At 72.9% G+C, this 22,088-nt stretch carries 13 protein-coding genes; 10 read left to right on the plus strand and 3 right to left on the minus strand.

The window, feature by feature from the left end:
• Positions 1–735: 735 nt before the first annotated feature.
• Both WME90_RS15625 and WME90_RS15630 read left to right on the plus strand, forming a co-directional pair.
• On the plus strand, positions 736–2,853 hold the full coding sequence (locus WME90_RS15625) for a hypothetical protein (protein WP_437281912.1): 2,118 nt from the start codon (positions 736–738) through the stop codon (positions 2,851–2,853).
• Between the two features lie 275 nt (positions 2,854–3,128).
• A complete protein-coding gene (locus tag WME90_RS15630) occupies positions 3,129–4,907 on the plus strand; it encodes a serine/threonine protein kinase (RefSeq protein WP_437281913.1) in 1,779 nt (592 codons plus the stop codon).
• 40 nt (positions 4,908–4,947) lie between these two features.
• On the opposite strand, the gene mutH is transcribed toward WME90_RS15630, so the two are convergent.
• Together mutH and WME90_RS15640 are read right to left on the minus strand one after the other, a co-directional pair.
• Positions 4,948–5,631, minus strand: coding sequence for a DNA mismatch repair endonuclease MutH (mutH, locus tag WME90_RS15635; RefSeq protein WP_437283617.1), 684 nt, complete (start codon positions 5,629–5,631; stop codon positions 4,948–4,950).
• 341 nt (positions 5,632–5,972) lie between these two features.
• Positions 5,973–9,596: a protein kinase domain-containing protein gene (locus WME90_RS15640; protein WP_437281914.1), complete on the minus strand. Its 3,624-nt coding sequence runs from the start codon at positions 9,594–9,596 to the stop codon at positions 5,973–5,975.
• Between the two features lie 426 nt (positions 9,597–10,022).
• Between WME90_RS15640 and WME90_RS15645 the strand changes: the two genes are divergently transcribed.
• Together WME90_RS15645 and WME90_RS15650 are read left to right on the plus strand one after the other, a co-directional pair.
• Positions 10,023–11,207: an aminotransferase class V-fold PLP-dependent enzyme gene (locus WME90_RS15645; protein WP_437281915.1), complete on the plus strand. Its 1,185-nt coding sequence runs from the start codon at positions 10,023–10,025 to the stop codon at positions 11,205–11,207.
• A gap of 157 nt (positions 11,208–11,364) precedes the next feature.
• A complete protein-coding gene (locus tag WME90_RS15650; protein WP_437281916.1) occupies positions 11,365–13,299 on the plus strand; it encodes an FTR1 family protein in 1,935 nt (644 codons plus the stop codon).
• A gap of 39 nt (positions 13,300–13,338) precedes the next feature.
• Here the strand turns inward: WME90_RS15650 and WME90_RS15655 are convergent, their stop codons facing one another.
• On the minus strand, positions 13,339–14,196 hold the full coding sequence (locus WME90_RS15655) for a metallophosphoesterase (protein WP_437281917.1): 858 nt from the start codon (positions 14,194–14,196) through the stop codon (positions 13,339–13,341).
• Positions 14,197–14,376: 180 nt separating this feature from the next.
• Between WME90_RS15655 and WME90_RS15660 the strand changes: the two genes are divergently transcribed.
• The 6 genes from WME90_RS15660 to menD all read left to right on the plus strand — a co-directional run bounded on the left by WME90_RS15660 (position 14,377) and on the right by menD (position 22,060).
• Positions 14,377–16,122 (plus strand): phosphoenolpyruvate carboxykinase (GTP), encoded by a 1,746-nt coding sequence (locus tag WME90_RS15660; protein ID WP_437281918.1) that lies wholly within the window; start codon positions 14,377–14,379, stop codon positions 16,120–16,122.
• Positions 16,123–16,383: 261 nt separating this feature from the next.
• Positions 16,384–16,941: a GbsR/MarR family transcriptional regulator gene (locus tag WME90_RS15665; RefSeq protein WP_437281919.1), complete on the plus strand. Its 558-nt coding sequence runs from the start codon at positions 16,384–16,386 to the stop codon at positions 16,939–16,941.
• Positions 16,942–17,097: 156 nt separating this feature from the next.
• Positions 17,098–18,108, plus strand: a complete 1,011-nt coding sequence (locus WME90_RS15670) for a polyprenyl synthetase family protein (protein ID WP_437281920.1) — start codon at positions 17,098–17,100, stop codon at positions 18,106–18,108.
• A gap of 80 nt (positions 18,109–18,188) precedes the next feature.
• The gene (locus WME90_RS15675) at positions 18,189–19,454 is read left to right on the plus strand and encodes a hydroxymethylglutaryl-CoA reductase, degradative (protein ID WP_437281921.1); all 1,266 of its coding nucleotides are present in this window, start codon (positions 18,189–18,191) and stop codon (positions 19,452–19,454) included.
• On the plus strand, positions 19,451–20,182 hold the full coding sequence (gene ubiE / locus WME90_RS15680) for a bifunctional demethylmenaquinone methyltransferase/2-methoxy-6-polyprenyl-1,4-benzoquinol methylase UbiE (protein ID WP_437281922.1): 732 nt from the start codon (positions 19,451–19,453) through the stop codon (positions 20,180–20,182). Before WME90_RS15675 ends, ubiE begins: the two co-directional genes overlap by 4 nt.
• Before the next feature lie 33 nt (positions 20,183–20,215).
• Positions 20,216–22,060, plus strand: a complete 1,845-nt coding sequence (gene menD / locus WME90_RS15685) for a 2-succinyl-5-enolpyruvyl-6-hydroxy-3-cyclohexene-1-carboxylic-acid synthase (RefSeq protein WP_437281923.1) — start codon at positions 20,216–20,218, stop codon at positions 22,058–22,060.
• Positions 22,061–22,088 lie beyond the last annotated feature (28 nt).

The following is a 22,088-nucleotide window of genomic DNA, read 5'->3' on the forward strand; positions in this document are numbered from 1 at the left end:
AGTCGTGCGGCGGACGTCGAGCGGCCGACGTCGCGGACGTCGTCAGCGCTGACGATGTCAAAGCCGACGTCGCGAACGCCGACGTCGATCGCGTGGCAAACCGTATCGAGCGAGGCCAAGGCGCGCGTGGCGCACCACGGCGCCGCACACGCGACCATGCGGCCGCATGCATGTCACGCGGCCGCATGCGATTGCGTATGAGCGCGTGTGATTGCGTGCGGCTTCGTGCGATTTCGTATGGTCGCGGTACACGATGAAGAGCGCTCGAGATGGAAGCTGAGATGCCTGAGGCGAATCGGGCGAACAGCGGGTGGTCATGCGAAGAACAGGCGCAATCTGGGCGGAGGACGCGCGGAGGACGCGCGGAGGATGCGCGGAGGATGCGCGGAGGACGCGCGGAGAGCAGCCGGAGAACACGCGAAAAACACGGCAAAAACACGGCAAAAACACGCGGAGAACGCCGGGGTGAACAGGCGAAACGGGGAACGTGGCTCTGCCCGCGAGCGAAATTGTGAGCGGAGAAAATTGCGATCGGCGGATGAAAGTGCTCGATTTCTTGAAGCTGGACGAGCATCCTGGTGTACGGTAGGAGGCTGACTATTCCGCTGGTTAACGTGGGTCATCGGATATCCGGGAGATCAGGTCGAGCGCATGACCACAACCAACGGACGACAGTCGGGGCGGGGGCATCCTGCAGATGAGGAGCTAGGTCGGGTGACACGCGAATCGGGAGGCATGGCGAGCAGTGATGAGGCTGAGCTCGACGAGTCGCCGAGGCGGCTCGACGCCATCCTGCGCGCCCTCCCAGAGTCGGAGCTCAAGGGCCTCATCACGCGCATGGGGATCCGCATCGACGCGGCGAAGCGCATCGACGCGCCTTCTCAGGCGGCGCGGGCGCTGGTCGGTCTCCCCGACGTGCGCGACCCGTCGCGGCTCCCGACCGCCAGCCGCGAGCTGCTCCATCGCATCGCCGAGGCGGGCGGCGTGCTCGTCGTCCCCTCGCTCCCTGCCGGGCTCGAGCCGCTCATCGCCCGTGGCGTCGTCTACGCGCGCAAGACCGACGAGGGCATCGAGCTCGTGCTCCCCGCGGCGTTCCTCGTCCAGCTGAAGAGCTGGGAGAGCGAGGACCCCCGGGCGATCCGCGCCCTGCTCGCGCAGGCGCCGTTCGAGACGATGAGCGCGATCGCGACGCACTACCTCGGTCGCCCGGCCACGCCGCCCATCGCGCTGTCCCTCGAGAACGCGTGGGAGACGCTGAGCGATCCGGACCGGCTCCGCGAGGAGATCGATCGCCTCGCGCCCGTCGAGCGACGCCTGCTCGAGTCCGTCGAGGCCGTCGGCGGCGAGGTCGACACGCAAGAGCTGCTCGATCTGGAGCGGGAGCCGATGCGCCTGCGCAGCGCGAGCGGCGTGACGGCGAGCCGCCGCGGCGCGGGCTTCGCGCTCGAGCGCCGCGCGTTCCTGATCCCGATCCATCCGAACCGGCACGTCGTGCCGACCGAGGTGGCCGCGATCGTCGGCGCGGATCGCCGCCGGATGCGCGAGAAGCGGCGCGAGCAGATCCGGTCGTTCGTCCTCGAGGAAGATCACGCTCCGCGGCGCGCTCGCTTCGCCTCGGATCCCGGCATGCTCGCGCTGGCGCTCTCGTACTGCGTGCGCGAGCCGGGCAGCGACGTGCGCCCCGGCGTCGGGACGCCGCGATCGCTGCTCGTTCGGCTCGCGCAGCGCTTCGGGCGCGACGTCGAGGGCGTCGCGCTCGTCGCCGCGCTGTCGCGCGCCGTCGGGCTCTGGGACGCTTCGGCCGCGTCGCCGGCGACGCCCCCCGGCTCGCTCCAGGTGCAGGAGCTGACGCCGCTCCTGTTCACGACATGGCGCCGCGGCGGCGCGTGGGATGAAGCCCGGGCCGAGCGCGAGGTGCTCCGGGTCGCTTCGGACAACCGCGACGCGAGCCCCATCGGCGCTCTCCGCGAGATGGTGATCGACGCGCTGCACGACCTCGGCGAGGGCCGCTGGGTCCCCTGGCAGTCGCTGCAGGGCTACCTGGCGGCGGACGAGCGCATCGCCGGGGTCGAGCGGCTGGTCCGCCGCTGGGCCGAGCGCGCCTCGGTCGAGGCGCCGGATGTTCCCGACATCACGCGGCGGATCGCGCTGGAGTCGCTGCCGGCGCTCGGGATCATCGATCTCGGCGGGGCCGAGGACGTGGCCAGCGCGGATCTGGCGCTCCGGCTGACGCCGCGCGGGCGGGCGCTGCTCGCGGGCTCGGCGCCGAGCTCGGACAACAGCAAGAGCAAGTTCGTCGAGGCGCACGCGCTGCGCGTCGGTCCGATCGCCAAGGTCGCCGCCGTGCTCGGGCTCTCGTCGTTCGCGGAGATCGGCCGCGTCGGCGATCAGGTCGACCTTCTGCTCACGCCGCCGTCGATCGCGCGCGCGCTGTCGGTCGGCCTCGACAGCGACGCCCTGCGCGCCCGCATCGAGGCGATCGCGCCGCTGCCTGACACCATCTCGCGCATGCTCATCCAGGCGAGCGTCGTCATCGGCAAGGCGAGCTTCGTCGGCGCGTCCGGCTTCCTCTGGATCGAAGATCCCGAGATCCGCGAGCTGCTCCGTACGCGGCGGCCTGCAGCCGAGATGTTCGTCGATCCGTCACCCCCCTCGGGCTTGCTGATCGAGGCGGGGGTCGATCTGGAGCGGCTCATCCGGCGCTGCCGTGCGCTCGGCGTCGAGATCGAGGCCGATCTCGGCAACCTCAAGGCGACGCGGCACACCCCGGCGCAGGGCACCGAGGGGCCGCACCGGACCTCGTCGACGGCGAACTTGCGCCGGTCCCGGACCCCGCCCGCCCGCACCCGTTGAGCTCGCTGTCAACAGGCATTGCGAGGGCAAGCGCCTTGGCCGACCGTTGAGCCGATCCTGAAGGAGTGATCTGGCCATCGGTCGGCGCTCACAGGCGGATCGTGCGGCGCTTCAATCCGCGGTGCGCCACGGGAGCAGGCCTGCCCTGGGCCGCGCCCGCCTGCGCCCGTTCCCCGTGAACGTCCCACCTGGGGGGTGTTTTTTCGCAGCACTTTGCATTCCTGCCGCGTGAGGGGAATCGCTTCGGAGAAGCGCGACGTGTATACCTTAGCTCGATGGCGCCCTCCTCTGGTGAGCCGGACTCGACCGAAGGAGAAGTCTCGGTCGGCCCGGAGACGGCTGCGTTTCCGCTCGGCGCGGAGGAACCCGAAGGAGAAGCCTCGGTTGGCCTGGAGACGGCCGCGTTTCCGCTCGGCGGGGGGGCACCCAAGCCCGACAACGTCTACACGATTGCGCCTGGCACCATCATTGCGCGCAAATACCGCGTCGAGCGCACGATCGGCCGTGGGGGCATGGGCCTCGTGGTGGAGGCGCTGCACCTCGATCTCGATACGCGTGTCGCCATCAAATTCCTGCTGCCGGAGTTCATGTCGTACACCGAGGCGGCGGAGCGGTTCATGCGCGAGGCGCGCACGGTCGCCAAGCTGCAGACGCACCACGTAGTGCGCGTGCTCGACGTCGCCGCGCTCGACAGCGGCGAGCCCTACATGGTGATGGAGCTGCTCGACGGCGTGGACCTCGCGGGCCACGCCGCCGAGGCGGGCACGCTCGCGATCGGCGAGTGCATCGATCACATCGTCCAGGCGTGCGAAGCGCTCGCGGAGGCGCACTCGCTCGGGATCGTCCACCGCGATCTGAAGCCGGCGAACCTGTTTCTGACGAAGCGCCCGGACGGCGCGCCGCTCATCAAGGTGCTCGACTTCGGCGTCTCGAAGATCCTCACCGGCGACACGGGCAACGTCTCGCTCACGCAGACGACCACGATCCTCGGCTCCGCGCTGTACATGTCGCCCGAGCAGATGCGCTCCTCGAAGAGCGTCGATCCTCGCACCGACATCTACGCGCTGGGCGTGTGTCTCTTCGAGATCATCGGCGGCAGGCCGCCGTACGTCGCCGATAGCTTCCCCGAGCTATGCGCGAAGATCTACACGTCGCCGCCCGAGGCGCTCCAGGACCTCCGCCCCGAGGTGCCGGAGGGCCTCGTCGAGGTGATCGAGAAGTCGATCGCGCGCGAGCCGGAAGATCGCTTCCAGTCGATCGCGGAGTTCGTTCAGGCGCTCGCGCCGTATGCCGCGCCGGGCACGCGCACGACCATCGGGGGGATCCTTCGCCAGCACGCCGTGGAGCTCGACCTGCCTCCTCCGGCCTCGCGAGCGGCCATGGCGCGCACGTCGCGCGCGTCGCGCGTGAGCAGCGGTGGGCCGTCGGTGAGCGACAGGGGCCCTCGCACGGGCGGCTCTGTGCCTCCGGTAGAAGAAGAGGCCCCGCGCCGGGGGCGCACGTGGCTCTACGTGGCGGTCGGGGCCGTGGCCGTCCTCGTGGGCGCGTGGGGCGCGCTCCAGTTCCAGCGCAGCCGCTTCGCCGTGCGAGGGAGCGAGGTGGCCGCTCCGGCGGACGCGCCCTCGCCGGGCGACACCGCGGCTCCCGGCGCGCCGACGGCGTCGCCGCCTCAGGCGCCGGACACGGCGATTGCGAGCCCGACGGTGGTCGTCCCTGCGGCCAGCGCAGCGACCGTCGACGCGGGCGCGAGCTCGGCGGACGCGAGCGCGGCGGACGCAGGCGCGTCGGATGCGGGCGTCAGCGCGACCGGGACAGAGGTCGATGCCGGGGTCGGGTCGTCTGCAGCGGCTACGGCGGCGCCGAGCGCCGGCCCGGGCAAGCCGCCGCGCGCAGGCGCTGGCGGGCGAGGGCGCGCGCGCTCAACGGAGGCGGCTGGGTCGTACGAGCCGGAGCCGCCGCGCACCGTCACGCCGACCGTCAACAACGATCTCTCGACGGAGACATGCACGGCCACGATGCCGGACGGCTCCAAGAAGGTCGTCCCCTGCAAGTGACGCGCGGCGGGGCCTCCCGTCCGCGACGCGGTCTCGCCGGTTACGCCGGCATCGCAGCCGGATCGCTCAGGATCGCGCCCGTGAAGCTGGGGCGCAGGTAGAAGCCGCGCGGCAGCGCGGCGATCATCTCCCCGTCGCGTCCGAACGCGAGCGTCCGCGAGCGCCCGCTCGCGGCCTTCGGTCGCACCTGGAGCCAGCGCCCCGCGTGCGCGGTGAGCGCCTCGACGGCGCCGATGCCGATGAACCCCATCAGGTCCTCGAAATCCGCGCGCAGGACGCGCTCCTGCGCGTCCGTCGGTCGCCAGAGCCGCGGGGCGCCCAGCCGTCGCTCCTCGCTCGGCCGGCCCGGAGCCGCGATGATCGGGACCCAGAGCACGTGGGCGAGCTTCGCGCGAGCGCGCGACGTCTCCCACTCCGCGCGATCGGCGTCCGAGAGGGAGATCGAGCAGACGAACGTCGACTCCTGCGGCGCTCCGGCCACGTCGACGGGGATCGTCTTGAGCTCGATCCCGAGGTGGGGAAAATCGGGCCTCGATGTCGACCCGGCCGTCGCGCCGAGCGCGCGCTCGACGAGCGCGCCGGCGGCGCCTTTCGTGCGCACGCCGCCTCGGGGCACCGCGCGACCGAGCGCGCGCGCGAGATCGGCGAGCGTCAGGCCGGCGAGCGTGTCCGCCCGGCATCGGAGCTCTGCTTCATCGCGAGGCGGTTCCAGCGCGGGGATCAACGACGCCACCCCTTATAGCGGGGCGCGTCTTCGTGCGCTACGCGCTCATCCGCAGCGTGAAGCTCGCTGCGGCGTCCTTTCGTACGCCTGACTCGCCCAGCGGCTGAGCCCGTATCCCACGAACCTGGTCCCGCCACGGAGCATCGCGTGGCGCGACTCAAGCGCTCAGCCGCGATCGAGAAAGGTTGGCCGCCGGGGTGCGCCGGTACGTCGATGGGGATCGAGCAGCGCTGACCCGGGGGCCATGGCGGCCTGATACGCGGCCCCCCGAACGCGCCGCCGAGAAACAACCTACTGCTTAAACCCCTCTCTGAGCCGACAGGATTCAGAGGAAAAACGCATCAGGAAATTCCTGTATGGACTTTCCGGGGTCCACCGACGCTGTACTTCGCGGTCCGCCCGTCATCGAGCGGCCATCTGAGATCGGCGAGCTGGCCGGTGATCCGCAGCAGCATCTCCCTCAGGGAAGAGGCGGTCGCGCGGGCCTGCGGGTTGTGTCGCAAACAGGCATACATGAACGCCGCGATGTCCGCGGTCCTCGGATCGTCGGCGATGCGCTTGATCGGCGCGGGGAGCCCGTCGTGCGTGACGTGCGCCGTGATGAGCGCGACCTCGGTGGGCGCGTCGAACAGCGTCCTCCCGGTGAGGATCTCGTAGGCGAGGCAGCCGAAGCTGTAGACGTCGGCCGTGAGCGGGGTCGCGCTGGCTCCGGCCGGGACGACGCCCCAGATCTCCGGGGCGCCATAGCAGCCGGTGGCGCAGCCGGGGCGGATGTGGCGGCCCGCGAGGCCGAAATCGACGAGCACGGGCTCGCGTCCCCCGCGCAGGATCACGTTCGTCGGCTTGATGTCGAGGTGCCCGACGCCGACGGCGTGCATCGCTTCCAGCCCGGCGAGGATGCCGTCGAGCAGCGCCACCGCGCTCCGCGAGGTGAGGCCTCGAGCGTCGAGCAGCTTGTCGCAGCGGATGCCCTCGATGAGCTCCATCACGAGGATCGGCTTGGGGCGGGCGCCCGCGTCGAACGTGACGAAGCGGGCGATGTTCGGGTGGTCGGGCAGCGAGAGCAGCGCGCCCGCCTCCTCCCGGAACAGGCGGAGGAAATCGGCCTCCGAGACGCTCCGCGCCGCCGTGTGATCGTACTCCGGCACCTTGAGGGCGAAGCGCTCCGCCGCCGGATCGTGCCGCTCCTCGGTGCGGGTGACGACGAACACCGTCCCCAGCGAGCCGCCGCCGAGCTGCCGGTGCACGTAGAAGCCCCCGAGCGTGCGACGGCTCGGCAGCCACGCGGGCAACGGTTGCTCGGGCGGGGCGACCCCGCCCGGCGTGCTCGGCCGCCGGACCGGGAGGAGCAGGACGCGCTGCACGACGAGGGCGACCACATCGGCGAGCGCGCTCGGGATGCTCGCGCGTGTCGCCGAGACGAGCGCCTCGATGGGCGCGGCGACGCTCGGCTCCGCGTCGTCGTCCTCCTGCAGCGCGAGCTCGATGGCGAGGCGCAGCGGCTCGGTCGCGCCGGAGGGCGCTGAGGCCGGGTGATCTCCGCAGCGCCGGCGCGCGCCCGCGGTCAGCTGCGCGAGGCGCGTCAAGGCCTCTTCCATGGCGGCGAGCGGCGAGGCGTCCACGTCGCCGTCGCCCGTCGCGGTCAGCGCGCTGAGCGCGCGAGCCGCGTTCATCGCCCCGAGCGCGCGCGCGAGGCGGGCGAGCGCGCCTCGCACGATCTCCGTGCGCTGCGACGCGCCCGCCGGCAGCGCCGTGACGAGCGCCTCGAGGGCGGCGATGCGCTCGAGCGCGTTGCGCGCGCGCTCGGCCTCGGCGAGCTCCGCGTCGAGGGCGCCTTGTCGCGTCGACCGGCGCGACCGCGACGTCGAGGCGTCGCCGTCCGGCTCGCGCGCGCCGCCCTCGCGCCGGCCGCGCGCGAACCGCGCGTAGGCGCGCAGCAGCTGGGCGACGTCCGGGTGCATGCTCGCCTGGCCGAGCACGTCGAGGTCGTCGGGGTCGCCGCCGCGCATCGCGGCGTGCAAGAAGATGTCGGCGGCGTCCGCCGCGCCTTCGCGCACGAGCGCGTCGAGGCCGCGAGCGACCGAGGCGGCGATGGCGCGGCGGAGAGACGATCCGCGCTCGGCGCGCAGCCGGTCGAGCAGCACGCTGATGGCGCCCGTCCAGCGGGCGAGCACCCGCGCCTTGAGCTCGGGATCGCTGCCGAAATCGGTGCTCTCGCCGTCGATCAGGTGGATGAGCGCGCGCAGGTTGCGCTGGTGCACCGTCACGTGCAGGAGGGGCGATGCGCTCGCCCGGGCGGCGCGCCCCTCGGCGCGCAGCAGCCAGCGGGCGAGCCGCTCGTCGAGATCGTCGAGGGACGCGACCCCGGTCGCGTCGTCGCTCGGCCGCCGGTTCAGGAGCAGGAGGCTCTTCAGCATGCCGGAGCCGAGCAGCTCGGCGTCCAGCTCGCGCACGAGCCCCACCGCGGCCCTGCGCGCCGCGGTGCTCTGCGCGTCGTCGAGCTCGCAGAGCTCGATCTCCTCGAGCGCGCCCACGACCTCGGTCGCCAAGGCGTACGCCTCGAGCGCGCGGCCGTGCGCCTCGCGCGGTCCGGTCTCGACGAACGCCGCGACGGCGCCGTCGAGCGCGCCGCGCAGCAGCGCCACCCCGGGGCCGTCCATCGAGAGGTCTCGGTGGATGACGCGCGCGAGCGCCGCGAGCCCGTCATCGCGGACGTGCGCGCTTGGCGGGGCCTCGATCGCGTCCTCGAGCGCGCGCGCGCACCGCGCGGCGGCGCGCGCGCCGAACGGCTCGCCGCGGCTCACCACGCCGCGGAGCTCGCGCCGGAGCTCGACGATCGTCTCGGCGGCCGCCATCGGGGACGCGCGCGCGATCTCGTCGAGCAGCGCGTCGGCGGCCTCGGGCTCCGCGTCGGCCGCGACGGGGAGCCCCCAGGCCATCGCCGTGGCGATGCCCGGGTCCGCGGCGAACAGCGGGCTCCGGAGGAGCTCGACGGCGCGGCCGAGCGCGCCGTCCGGATCGACGGCGATGCTCGCGGCGAGCGACGCCGCGCCGCGCCGCCACTCCGTGGGGGAGAGATCCTGGGCGAGCAGCGCGCGCACCTCCTCGGCGAAGTCGGGCAGCACGCCCGCGAGCAGCCCTCGCGCCGCGGCGATGTGGCGCCACACGAGCGGCTCGCGATCGGCGAGGAGCGTCTGCCACGCGAGCGCGATCCCGTCGGCGCTGCGGTCGAGGTCGCGCCGCCGCCCGTCGCCGACGTTGCGGAACAGCCGGAGCGGGAGGTCGTCGCCCTGCATGGCCCGGCGGGTCGCCTCGCGGGCGGCGCGCTCGATCAAGCGCGCGGCGAGGCGTCGCTCCGGGAGCGAGCCCGTCGACGGCGCCGCGATCCAGTCGCGCGACAGCTCGCGCCGCGAGGCGAGCAGGAGCGCGAGCGGCTCGACCGGGATGTCCGTGCCGGCGGGGAGCCAGAGCGAGAGCATCACGCGGGCGCGGATCCCTGCCCCGGACAGGCCGCGGGCCGAGCCGGCCGCCATGCGCGTGGCGAGGGCGACGAACGTCGCTGCGTTGCCGGCGTAGAGCTGTCCGAGGACGCGCCGGCCGAGCTCGCGCCGCTCGGGCCCGAGCGGGAGCGCTCCGGCGATCTCGTAGAGCGCCACGCTCGCCGCGGCCGGCGCGAGCCAGCTCAGATCGTCGAGCAGCCCGTCGGCCATGGCGGTCTGGACGCTCCGCAGCAGGCCATCCGGGCTGAGGGAGTCGAGCGGGGTCGATCCATCGAGCGCGTCGATGAGGGCCAGCGAGGCCATCGTCTGACGGAAGAGCGCGCGCCGGACGTTCGGGTCGTCGTGGGACGGGAGATCGACGAGCCCTTCGAGGTATTCCGCGCGCGGTCGCATCGGCAGGTTGCGCAGTCTAGCGCGCCGGCGCGCCGGCCCCCCTCCCACGCCGCAGCAATCCTCGCGCGTCATGGAACCTCCCACCTCGAACCCGGAGCGCGTGCCGCTCCATTTGGCTCCGATTGAGCTACCTCCACCTACGATGATCGGACCGGCCGGGTGCGCGCCTCCATCGCGCGTTCAGTCGCCTCGCCACGGCGATCACGTCGCGGCGGGCCGAGGAGCCAGCCCCAGTGAGGCTCGATCTCGTGCAGGAGCGGGTCCTCTCGCGTCCGGTCGCCTGGGCCGTCGCCGCGCGCGGGGACATGGCAGGCCGCTCCAGTCCGCTGTATGCGCGTCGAGGACGCAATCCACGCACCCTGCGCGACGCGCCGCACCGCGCGGATCGACCGGGTGGTAGTGAGCATCGAAGTGGGTTAAGCGGCAGCCCGCACGGGGCCTCGCCGCCCTGGTGTCCGCCGCGCGGGGCCGCGGCCGAGCGCTGGAATGCAAGGAGACGTGGAACAGGGCTTCTCTCTCGATCTGGACGCGTTTCGCGCGGCCTACTCGCGCTTCCTCGCGCCGGCGGACGCGGCGCCGCGCATCCTGCTCACGGGGCACTCGCACCAGGCCTGGCCTGATGTGGCGCGCGACGCGCTCGCCGCGTGCTTCGACGACGCCGCGCGGCTCGTCGACGGCAAGTGGGACGCCGCGGTGTTGCCGAGGCTCTCCGCCGTCGGCGCGGCGATCCTGGAGCGGATGGGCTTCGAGCGCGGCGACGCCATCGCCTTCGGCCAGAACACGCACGAGCTCGTCTACCGGCTGATCACGTCGCTCCCCCGCGGCGAGCGGCTACGGATCGTCACCACGCAGGGCGAGTTCCACTCGCTCAGGCGCCAGCTCGCTCGTCTCGCCGAGGACGGCGTCGAGGTCGACTGGGTGAGCGCCGAGCCGCGCCACACGCTCGCCGATCGGCTGCTCGCCGCGCTCCGGCCGGGCACCTCGATGCTCGCGATCTCGGCCGTGCTCTTCGAGAGCTCGACGGTGGTGCCGCGGCTCGACGAGATCGTCGCGCGCGCGGCCGAGATCGGCGCCGTCCCGCTCGTGGACGCCTACCACGCCTTCAACGTCGTCCCGATCGCGTGGGGCAGCGCGGCGCCTCACGTCTTCGCGGTCGCGGGGGGCTACAAGTACGCGGCGATGGGCGAGGGGATCTGCTGGATGCGCGTCCCGCGCGATTGCGAGCTGCGCCCGGTCTTCACCGGCTGGTTCGCCGACTTCGGCGCGCTCGCGGGCAGCGGCGGCGGCGTCGCCTACGCGCCGGGGGGCGCTCGCTTCGCGGGATCCACGTTCGACCCCTCTGCGCTCTACCGCGCCGCCGCGGTGATCGAGCACTGGGACCGCTTCGGCCTCACCGTCCCTCGGCTGCGCGCGATATCGCTCCGGCAGACCGCGCGCATCCTCGGCCTCCTCGACGCCGCGGGCCGCGGCGGCGACGTCGTGACGCCTCGCGAGCCCGAGCGCAGGGGTGGCTTCGTCGCCGTCCGCTCGGCGCGTGCGGGCGACGTCGTGGAGCGCCTCCGCGCCCGGCGCGTGCTCGTCGACTCCCGGCGCGACGTGCTCCGCATCGGCCCGGCGCCGTACGTCACCGACGTCGAAATCGACGAGGGCGTCGCGGCCGTCGTCGAGGAGCTCGGCCGTTAGCGCACGCCGAGGTCGACGACGACGGACGGCGCGCTCCCGATCGAGCTCATCTCTATCCCCCGCCTTGCTCGCCCCGCCCGCGCGCGTCATTTTTCTGAATATGACTATCAACTTCACGCGTGGCCGCTGGAGGCTCGTATTCCTGTGCCTGGCTGCCGTGTTGTTGCGGGCCCCGCTCGCCCGCGCTGATCAGGGAGAGCCACCCGAGGTCGAGGCGCAGCGGCTCGTCCATATCCTCGGCTACATCGCGGCGGACTATGGCGGCTCCGTCGCGAGCGGGGTCGTCACGGTGCCCGACGAGTATGCCGAGCAGCTCTCGCTGGCCGCCGACGGCGCGAAGATCGCGGCGCGCATCCAGCCGGTGATCCCGCCGGCGCGTGCGTTCGATCTCGCGGATCGCCTCGCGAAGCTCCGCGAGCTGCTTGATCGGAAGGCGCCGCCGGCAGACGTCGCGGCCCTGATCGCGGGCCTGCGGACCGAGCTCGTCGGCGCGTTCCAGATCGAGGAGGCGCCGCGCGCCGCGCCGGACGCCGCGCGGGGCAAGCGCCTCTACATGGAGCACTGCGCGACGTGCCACGGCGAGGCCGGGCGCGCGGACACCGCCCGCGCGGCCACGTTCACGCCGCGCCCCGTGAACTTCCATGATCCCGAGCGCGGGGAGGCGATCGCCGCGTACCGCGTCGTGAGCACGATCCGCTTCGGCGTCGACGGGACGGCGATGGCCCCGTTCACCTTCCTGTCCGACGCCGAGCGCTGGGACCTCGCCTTCTTCGTCACGGGCCTGCGCCACGCAGGTGTCACGCCGGCGCCGGCGGGCGCCGCGCCGGCGTACACGCTCGCCGAGCTCTCGGCGCGCACGGACGCCGATCTGCGCGAAGAGCTCCGGAGCGCCGGCATCCCCGCCGACGCCGAGGCGGCGGTGCTGGCGGACCTGCGGCTCCGCGCGCCCTACGAGGATCGGGCCGCCCGCACCCCGCTCGGCCTTGTGCGCGTGAAGATCGAGCGCGCGCGCCAGGCGATCGCGCGGGGTGAGCGCGACGCGGCCCGCGGGCACCTCATCGACGCGTACCTCGAGGGGATCGAGCCGATCGAGGCGCCCATCCGCGCCGTCGACGCCTCGCTCGCCGCAGCGCTCGAGGCCCGCAGCAGGGAGCTGCGCGGCGACCTCGAGCGCGGCGCGTCCCCGGCCGAGCTCGGCGCGGCGATGGACGGGCTGCTGCGCGACGTCGGCCGCGCCGAGTCGCTCCTGTCGCCCACCTCGGCGCCGAAGAGCTTCGCCTCGACGGTCGTGTCGAGCGCCGGCATCGTCCTGCGGGAGGGCGTCGAGGCTGCGCTCCTCATCGCGGCGCTCCTCGGCCTCGCGGCCCAGGCGGGGCTCGCGGACAAACGGCGCTTCGTGCACCTCGGCTGGGTCACCGCGCTCGTGCTCGGCGTCCTGACGTGGATCGCCTCCGCCCGGATCGTCGCGATCTCCGGGGCGCAGCGTGAGCTCATCGAGGGGGTCACGGCGCTCCTCGCGACGGTGGTGCTCTTCTACGTGAGCTACTCGCTGCTCGCGAAGCGCGAGGTGGCCCGCTGGATGAGGTTCCTGAAGGGGCAGATCTCGCCGAGGCGCGCGGCGCTCTCGCTCTTCGGCGTCGCGCTGCTCGCCGCGTACCGTGAGGCGTTCGAGACGGTGCTGTTCTACCAGGCCCTGCTCGCGTCGAACGCCTCCGGGGCCGCGGCCCTCGCGGGCGCCGTGGTCGGCGCGGTGGTGCTCGTCGCGGTGGTCGCGGGCTACACGCGCGCCGGCAGGTTCGCGCCCCCGCAGCTCGTCTTCCGCGTCTCGAGCTATCTCCTCTACGGGCTCGCGGTCGCCTTCGCCGGGCAGGGCATCGCCGCCCTCCAGATGGCCGGCAAGGTGCCTGTCCACGCGCTGCCCTTCCGCGGCGTGCCCGCGCTCGGCATCTTCCCGACCGTCGAGACGCTGGCAGCGCAGGCTGTCCTGCTGATCCTCGCGCTCATCGGCATCCTCGCGCAGCGCCGCCACGCGGACGCGGCGCCGAAGCCCCCCGCGCCGCCGGCCCAGATCGCCCCCGGTTCTGCGGCGTGAGCGTCGTCGTCGCGCCCCGCGACGTCCTCGCCGGAGCGCTCAGGGTTCGCTGTGGACGCGCGGCGCGTCCGGATACAGCGACCGGAGCCCGCGCCACGCGACGTCGGCCGCGCTCTCCGCGGGCTCGGCGAGATCCCACTCCAGGTAGAGCTTGTCGCCGTCGTAGCAACCGAAGCTCGTCGAGAGGCAGAGCAGCGGCTCGCGCTCGGTGGCGTACCCCTCGCGCGCGACGTCGTGCCCGTAGATCGCCACGCGAGCGTCCGGGTCGATCGCGCGGAGGAACGCATGAGCGCGGTCGCTCGATGTGCTCCGCGCCCAGAGCAGCGCGCCGAGCGTTCCATGCAGGCTCATCTCCGAGAGCGGCACGTCGAGGAACCCGTCGAGCGGGAGCCGCTCCAGATCCTGCCGGCTCTGGATACGGGCGTGCGGAGCCGCGTGGAGCATGACCAGCCGGGCTGCGCGTGCGGCCGCCACGAACGGCCACCCGCGGAACCAGCTCCGCATCGCCAGCGTGTCCTCCGGCCCGAGGAGATCTTCAAGCCGCAGCGCCTCGTCCGGGAAGAATTTCGCCACCACCGGACCTCCCACGTGCGCGTGCTCGTGGTTGCCGAGCAGGTAGTGGACCCTGCCCGGGTGGCGTTCGGCGAGCCTCCTCGCCTTTTTCAACAAGGTCACGGAGTCGCCCCGGTAGAACGAGCCCAGGTAGTCGGGCCATTCCCCTTCGTCGAGCTCGGGCCCGTGGACCAGGTCGCCCGTAATCACGAGGACAGCGCCGTCACGGCCGGTCGCCGCCTGCTCGAAGATCTCGGCGATTCGCTCGAAATCCGCGACATTGCCCTGCAAATCGGTGGCGACGATCAGTCTGCCCCGATCAGGGAGGTCGACGACACGCTGCACGTCTCCAGCATAGCCGAACGTCCCTGCGTTCGCCTCGCGTGAACTGAGCCCATCCCGATGTGCCAGCGCCGACCGGCTGCCGCGCCCGAGGGCCTGCGCCAGATCGTCCAGATTTGACGAAATACTACAACAGTGCTGTCACTTGGCGGAGGTTCTCGCTCGGGCTAGGCTCGCAGACGTATGCAAAACCGGAAATTTTCAGCGTGGGTAGACGAGGTCGCCCATCAGACGCGACCTGATCGGGTCGTCTTCTGTGACGGCTCCGAGGAGGAGAACCGAACGCTGATCCAGGGGATGCTGAGCGACGGTACGCTGCTCGCGCTCGACGGGGAGAGATACCCCAACTGCTATCTTCACCGGAGCGACCCGACCGACGTCGCCCGGACTGAGCACCTCACGTTCATCTGCTCTCCCGATAAAGAGGATGCGGGCCCGACGAACAACTGGATGTCGCCGGATGAGGCGTCGCAGCGGGTAGGGCGGCTGTTCGACGGGGCGATGAAGGGGCGGACGATGTTCGTCGTCCCGTACCTGATGGGCCCCGTGGGATCGCCCTCGGCGAAGGTCGGAATCGAAATCACCGACAGCCCCTATGTCGTGGCCAGCATGCGGATCATGACCCGTATGGGCCGGGTCGCGCTCGATGCGCTGGGCAGCTCCGACGACTTCTGCAGGGGGCTGCACTCGCTCGGGGACCTGAGCCCGGAGCGCCGCTTCGTCTGCCATTTCCCGGCGGAGCGGCTCATCTGGAGCGTCGGCTCGGGGTACGGGGGCAATGCGCTGCTCGGGAAGAAGTGTTTCGCGCTGCGCATCGCGAGCACGATGGCGCGCGACGAAGGGTGGTTCGCGGAGCACATGCTCATCCTCGGCCTGGAGGACCCGAGAGGGCGGGTGACGTACATCTGCGCGGCGTTCCCGAGCGCGTGCGGGAAGACGAACCTCGCCATGCTCGTGCCGCCGGCCTCCCAGAAGGGGTGGAAGGTGTGGACGGTGGGCGACGACATCGCCTGGCTGCGGATCGGCCGGGATGGCCGGCTCTGGGCGATCAACCCCGAGGCCGGCTTCTTCGGGGTGGCGCCCGGGACGAGCTCGAAGACGAACCCGAACGCCCTGGCGACGCTGGCCAGGAACTCGATCTTCACGAACGTGGCGCTCACGCCGGAGGGGACGCCGTGGTGGGAAGGCTTCGACGGCCCGGCGCCGCCGGTGCTCACCGACTGGAGGGGACGCCGGTGGACGCCCGAGAGCAAGGAGCCCGCGGCGCACCCCAATAGCCGGTTCACCGCGCCGGCGCGCCAGTGCCCGTCCATCTCGGCGGAGTTCGACGCCGCGGCGGGCGTGCCGATCTCGGCCATCGTCTTCGGCGGCCGGCGCGCGCGGCTCGCGCCGCTCGTCTGCGAGGCGCACGGGTGGGCCCACGGGGTCTACCTGGGCGCGACGATGGCCTCGGAGACCACCGCGGCGGCCACCGGGAAGGTCGGGGTCGTCCGCCGCGACCCGATGGCGATGCGCCCGTTCTGCGGATACAACATGGGCGATTACTTCCGGCACTGGCTCGATCTCGGCGAGAACCGCGCGGGGTTCCCGAAGATCTTCCACGTGAACTGGTTCCGGCAGAGCGAGGCGGGCGCGCTCCTCTGGCCAGGCTTCGGCGAGAACCTCCGCGTCCTGCGCTGGATCGTCGCGCGCGTGTGCGGCGATGCGAAGGGACGCGACACGCCGATCGGGATCATGCCCGCGGACGGAGAGCTCGACACGAGCGGCCTCGGCGTGAACGACGAGGCGATGCGGGAGCTCCTCGCGATCGATCGCGGCGCGTGGCTCGAGGAAGCGCGCGATCGCGCGGCGTTCCTTGAGTCGTTCGGCTCGCGCATGCCCGAGGCGCTGCTCCGGGAAAACCGGGATCTCATGGCCCGGATCGCGTGAGCTGACGCCGTCTCGATCGGTTCACCCCCCATCCACGCCGCGCACCGCCGCGACCCCCAGAAGCGGCCCCGCGCAGAGGCCCGCGGCCGCGGACACGCGAGAGCTGCCCAGGAGCAGCGCGGAGCTCGACGAAGGGCCGCGTGGCGGACGCGGCGGATCCGACGCCCGCTCGTTCGTGCTCTGCGACGAGAACGGACGGGAATGTCTTGACGCCGGTGCACGTCGGCCCACACAGTTCTTTCAGAGAATTTTGAAACTTTCATGAGCCACGCAAGCGACATCCATCGCCAGGCGGAGCTGCTCGCGGCGGACGCGATCGGCGACGTCATCGAGCACTGGGGCTTCCGCCGCGTGCTCGGGCGGATCTGGACCGTCCTGTTCATCGAAGGCGGAGCCCTCTCCGCCGCCGAGATCGGCGAGCGCCTGCAGGTTTCCTCCGGCGCAATGAGTATGTCGCTGACAGAATTGCAAAGGTGGGGTGTAGTACGAAGAGTATGGAAACCGGGAGAGCGGAAGGAGTTCTTCGAGGCGGAGACGGACTTCTGGAAGATGATTTCCAAAGTGTTCGCCGAGCGCGAGCGGCTCATCGCCGACTCCGTGAGGGAGCGCCTCGAGCGGGCTTCGGCGCTGCTCGAGGGCCTGCCTCCCACCGAAGCCGCCCGGTTCAGCCTCGATCGGGTGGAGCGGCTCCTCTCGTTCGTGATCGTCGCTCAGGCGGCGCTCGACGGGTTCATCAAGAGCAGGACCGTGGACTTCTCGCGGTTCGGGGATCTGGTCCGGTTCCCCATCCGCGCCGTGCGTTCCCGGCGAGGCGCCTAGCGGGACGGTGATTTCGGAGAGCAGGGCCGTCACGTGGTCCCCGCGCGGTGCGGGGCGCAGCGCGCGCTCGTGCTTCCAGGTGGAGATGGGATGACTGCGACAACAACGTTTACTGGGACGGTCCAGCGGAGCGATGTCGTCTCGAGCCTCGGAGGCATGTGCGCTGGGCGAGGGCTCGACGCGCTCGCGGCGCGCCTCGCGGAGCTGAGGCGCCTGCTCGACGGGGACCTCGGCGACATCGAGAGAGAGATCGCGAAGGTCGGGCTGGACGGCGAGACGCCGGCGCACCGGAGCGCGCGGCACCTGCTCGGCCTGAACGGCAAGCGGCTGCGGCCGATCTGCGTCGCGCTGGCCTCCCACATCGGGAGCGGCTTCAACGACGCGGCGCGGACCTTCGCGGTGGCGGTCGAGCTCGTGCACAACGCGACGCTGCTCCACGACGACGTCGTCGACCTCGGCGACCGCCGCCGCGGCGCGGACGCGGCGCGCGTCATCTACGGCAACGCCGCCTCGATCTTCGGCGGCGATTACCTCCTGCTCGACGCGCTCTCCAAGATCCAGGCGGTCGGCATGCCCGACGTGCTCGAGCGGGTGATCCTCGTGATCAAGGAGATGGTCGTCGCCGAGGCGCTCCAGCTCGCGTCGCGGGGCCGCGTGCGCACGAGCACGAGCGAGTACTTCCAGATCGTCGACGGCAAGACGGCGTCGCTGTTCCGCTGGGCGATGTTCGCTGGGGCGCGCGCGGGCGGCGTGGGCGAGCCGCTCTGCAAGGCGCTCGAGGGCTTCGGGACGAGCCTCGGGATCGCGTTCCAGCTCGTCGATGACGTCCTCGACTTCGCGGGCGATCCAGAGGCGACCGGCAAGGCGCTGCTCACGGATCTGCGCGAGGGCAAGATGACGTACCCGCTGCTGCTCGCCATGGAGCGAGACCGCGAGCTCACGCCCGCCCTCGAGGCGCACTGCGCGTCGGAGGAGACGGCCGTCGAGCCGGAGCTCGGCCGGCGCATCGCGCAGATCATGGTCGAGAAGCACGTCGTGGACGACTGCCTGGAGCTCGCGTCCCGGCTCTGCGGGGACGCGGTGCGGAGCATCGAGCCGCTCCCGGAGAGCCCGGCGAAGGCGGCGCTGGAGGGGGTCGCGATGTCGACGCCCCGGCGGAAGCGGTGAGCGGCGATGACGAACCCCCTGACGCAGTGCGCGGAGCGCGCGCCGCTCTCGCGAGCGGGCGCGGCGCGCGGAGACGCCCGATGAGCCAGAACGTGTCCAGCCGGATCAGCGGCTTCTACAAGCGGTGCCTCGAAGAGCGGCTCCGCGCGATCCAGGCGCTCGGCCTGCTCGACGAGGCCGCGCTCGCGCACCTCGCGGGCGGGGGCGGGCTGCCGACGGCGGTGGCCGATCGGATGTGCGAGAACGTCATCGCGACGCACGCGCTCCCGCTCGGCCTGGCGCTGAACTTCCGCGTGAACCAGCGCGACGTGCTGGTGCCGATGGCGGTGGAGGAGCCGAGCGTCATCGCCGCCGCGTCGAACGCGGCGCGCATGGTCCGACGGTCGGGCGGCTTCTCCGGCGAGGCGGACCCGCCGATCATGACCGCCCAGGTCCAGCTCGACGACGTGCCGGACGCGGAGGCGGCCGCGGGCCGGCTGGAGGCCGCGCGCGCGAGCCTGCTCGCGGCCGGGGACGCGGCCATCCCCAGGATGGTGGCGCGCGGCGGCGGCTGCCGCGATCTCGAGGTGCGCGTCCTCTCGGCGGAGCTCGGGGTGCTCGTTGTGCACCTCTACGTCGAGGTCGGCGACGCGATGGGCGCGAACCTCGTCGACACCGTGGCGGAGGCGGTGGCGCCGCTCGTGCAGCGCATCGCCGGCGGGACGCTGGGCCTGCGGATCCTCTCGAACCTGACCGTCCGCCGCCTCGTCCGGGTGACGGCCACCGTGACGGACGACGCGCTCGGCGGCGCGGACGTGGCGAGCGGCATCGCGCGGGCGAGCCGCTTCGCGGAGCTCGATCCGTACCGCGCGACGACCCACAACAAGGGGTTCATGAACGGGCTCGACGCGGCCGCGGTCGCGCTCGGGCAGGACTTCCGCGCCATCGAGGCGGGCGCGCACGCGTACGCGTCGATCGGCGGCCGGTACCGGCCGCTCAGCACGTGGGAGCGCATCCCCGGCGGGCTCGCGGGGCGCGCGGAGCTGCCGCTCGCCGTCGGCACGGTGGGCGGCGCGACCGAGGTGCACGCCGGCGTGCGCGCCGCGCTGCAGCTCGTGGGCGCGAAGAGCGCGCGCGAGCTGGCGGTGGTGCTGGCGTCCGTCGGGCTCGCGTCCAACCTGGCGGCGCTGCGCGCGCTCGCGAGCGAGGGCATCCAGCGAGGCCACATGCGGCTCCACGAGCGGAAGCGCGCGCTCGGCGCAGGGGGCGGGGAGGGCGCCGCGCCGGCGTCAGGCGAGGGCAAGCGGTTCGCGCCCGAGCGAGCCGAGGCGCCGCGCGCGGTGCACCAAGCGGAGGGCGGGACATGAGCGAGGCGAACCAGGATCAGGCTCCGCGCGGCGGGCGCCGCTTCGGCACCGGCGAGATGTTCGACGGCATCGCGGAGCGGTACGACCTCTTGAACCGGATCATCTCGATGGGGCTCGATCAGGGCTGGCGGCGGCGCGCGGTGCGCTCGCTCGAGCTCTCGCCCGGGGCCACGGTGCTCGACCTGGCGACCGGCACCGCCGATCTCGCGATCGCGATCGCGCGGACGCACGAGGTCAAGGTCATCGGCGTCGATCCGTCGCAGGGGATGCTCGGCGTCGGCCGCCGGAAGGTGGAGGCCGCGGGGCTCGCGGGGCGGATCGAGCTCGAGGTCGGCGACGCGCAGCAGCTCCGGCTCGGCGACGCGAGCGTCGACGCCATCTCGATGGCGTTCGGGATCCGCAACGTCCCGGATCGCGCGCGGGCGCTCCGCGAGATGGCGCGCGTGACGCGGCCCGGAGGTCGCATCGCGATCCTCGAGCTCAGCGAGCCGCGCGGGGGCCTCATGAGCAAGCTCGCGCGCTTCCACATCCACACGGTCGTCCCGTACGTGGGCGGCGCGATCTCGGGCAGGGACGAGTACCGGTACCTGCAGGACTCGATCGCGAGGTTCCCGCCGCCCGACGAGTTCGCGGAGCTGATGCGCGGCGCGGGGCTGCGCGTGCTCCGCGTGGAGCCGCTCACGATGGGCGTCGTGTGCCTCTTCGTCGCGACGCCCGAGGGGGCCTGAGGTGCGCGCGAGAGAGGGCCTCGGGGGGCGGTGATGGGCGGGTCGAACCTCCACTCTGCCTGGGCGCAGCTGTTCGTCCGCGCGCTAGCGCAGGCCGGGGTGCGCGACCTGGTCCTCTGCCCCGGCTCGCGCTCCACGCCGCTCGCGATCGCGGCCATGGAGAGCGAGGAGGTGCGCTGCCACAGCGTCGTCGACGAGCGCGCCGCCGCGTTCTTCGCGCTCGGGCAGGCGCGCGTCACCGGCCGGCCCAGCGTCTTCGTCTGCACCTCCGGCACCGCCGGCGCGCACGCGCTCCCGGCGATCATCGAGGCGCACCAGAGCTTCACCCCGTTCATCGCGATCACGGCCGACCGCCCGTGGGAGCTCGCCGACGCCGCCGCCGCGCAGACCATCGATCAGACGAAGCTCTTCGGCGACCACGTCCGTCACTTCGCCGAGCTCGGGCTGCCGGATCCGTCGCCCCTCGCGATGCGCGCGGCGGCGCGCATCGCGGCCCAGGCGGTCGCGCGCGCCCTCTCGCCCACGCCGGGCCCGGTCCACATCAACGCGCGCTTCCGCAAGCCGCTCGAGCCGGTCGACGCGCTCGGGCCCGAGCCGTGGCAGGCGGAGTGGGAGGCGCTGATGCGCCGCGGCGGCACGCGGGTCGTGCCGGCTCGCGCCGCGGTCGACGGGCGCGCGATCGAGGAGCTCGCGATGCGCTGCGCGCGCGCCGAGCGTGGGCTCATCGTGTGCGGCCCCGCCCCGAGCCGGGAGGACGACGCGCGCGCGCGCGGCGCGGTCCTCGCGCTCGCGAGCGCGACCGGCTTCCCGGTGCTCGCCGAGGGCACGAGCCAGATCTATTTCGGCGGCCTCACCGAGGGCGTCGTGATGCCGGCGTCGTTCGACGCGTTCCTCCGCGCGCCCGAGTTTCGCGCGGCGAACGCGCCCGATCTCGTCCTCGAGCTCGGCGCCCCGCCGACGTCGGCCGGGTACGCGACCTACATCGCCGAGCACGCGAGCACCCGCCGCGTCGTCGTCGCCGCGCACGGCTGGAACGACCCGACGAGCGCCGCGGCTGCCCTGGTCATGGGCGAGCCCGTGGAGGTGTGCGAGGCGCTCGCGGCGCGCCTCGCCGGCGCGGCGCTGAGCCTGGGGCGCGGGCGGCGGGACTGGGCCGCGACGTTCGCGCGCGCCGGTGAGATCGCGGCGGCGCAGTCCGCGCGCGCGTGCGCCGGGGACGAGCTGACGGAGGGCGCGATCGCCCGGGCGGTCGCCAGCGCGTGCCCGGCGGGCTCGCTGCTCGCGATCGGCAACAGCATGCCGGTGCGCGACCTCGACACATACTGCCCACCGTCGGCGCGCGCGCTGCGCGTGCTGCACCAGCGCGGGGCGAGCGGGATCGACGGCCTCGTGTCCGCGGCCGCCGGCGCCCGCGTGGCCGCGGCCGCGCCGGTCACGTTGCTGCTCGGCGATCTCAGCCTGCTGCACGATCTGACGGGGCTGCTCCTCGCCGCGAAGGCAACGGGAGATGGCCGGGCGCCGCTCGTCATCGTGGTGGTCCAGAACGACGGCGGCCGCATCTTCGAGCACCTCCCCATCGCGAGGCGCGGCGCCGAGCTGCTCGAGCGGTGCTTCACCATGCCGCAGCACCTCGATTTCGGGCCTGCAGCGGCGATGTTCGGGCTCGCCTACCAGCGCGCCGGCACCGCCGGAGACCTCGCCCGCGCGCTCGCCGCGGCGTACCAGTGTCCGGGCGCGACGCTGATCGAGGCGGTTGTGCCGCCCCACGACGGCGCCGCCCGCGTGGCGCGGCTCTGGTCCGACGTCCGCCGCGATGTCGCCGCCCTGTGCAGCGCGCCGGCCGCGGAGGGGGCGGCGGCGGATCTCCAGTCTCCATGAGCGGCGCGCGCGCCGAGAACCCCGAGCT

Source organism: Sorangium sp. So ce375 (assembly GCF_051473855.1).
Lineage (GTDB): Bacteria > Myxococcota_A > Polyangia > Polyangiales > Polyangiaceae > Sorangium.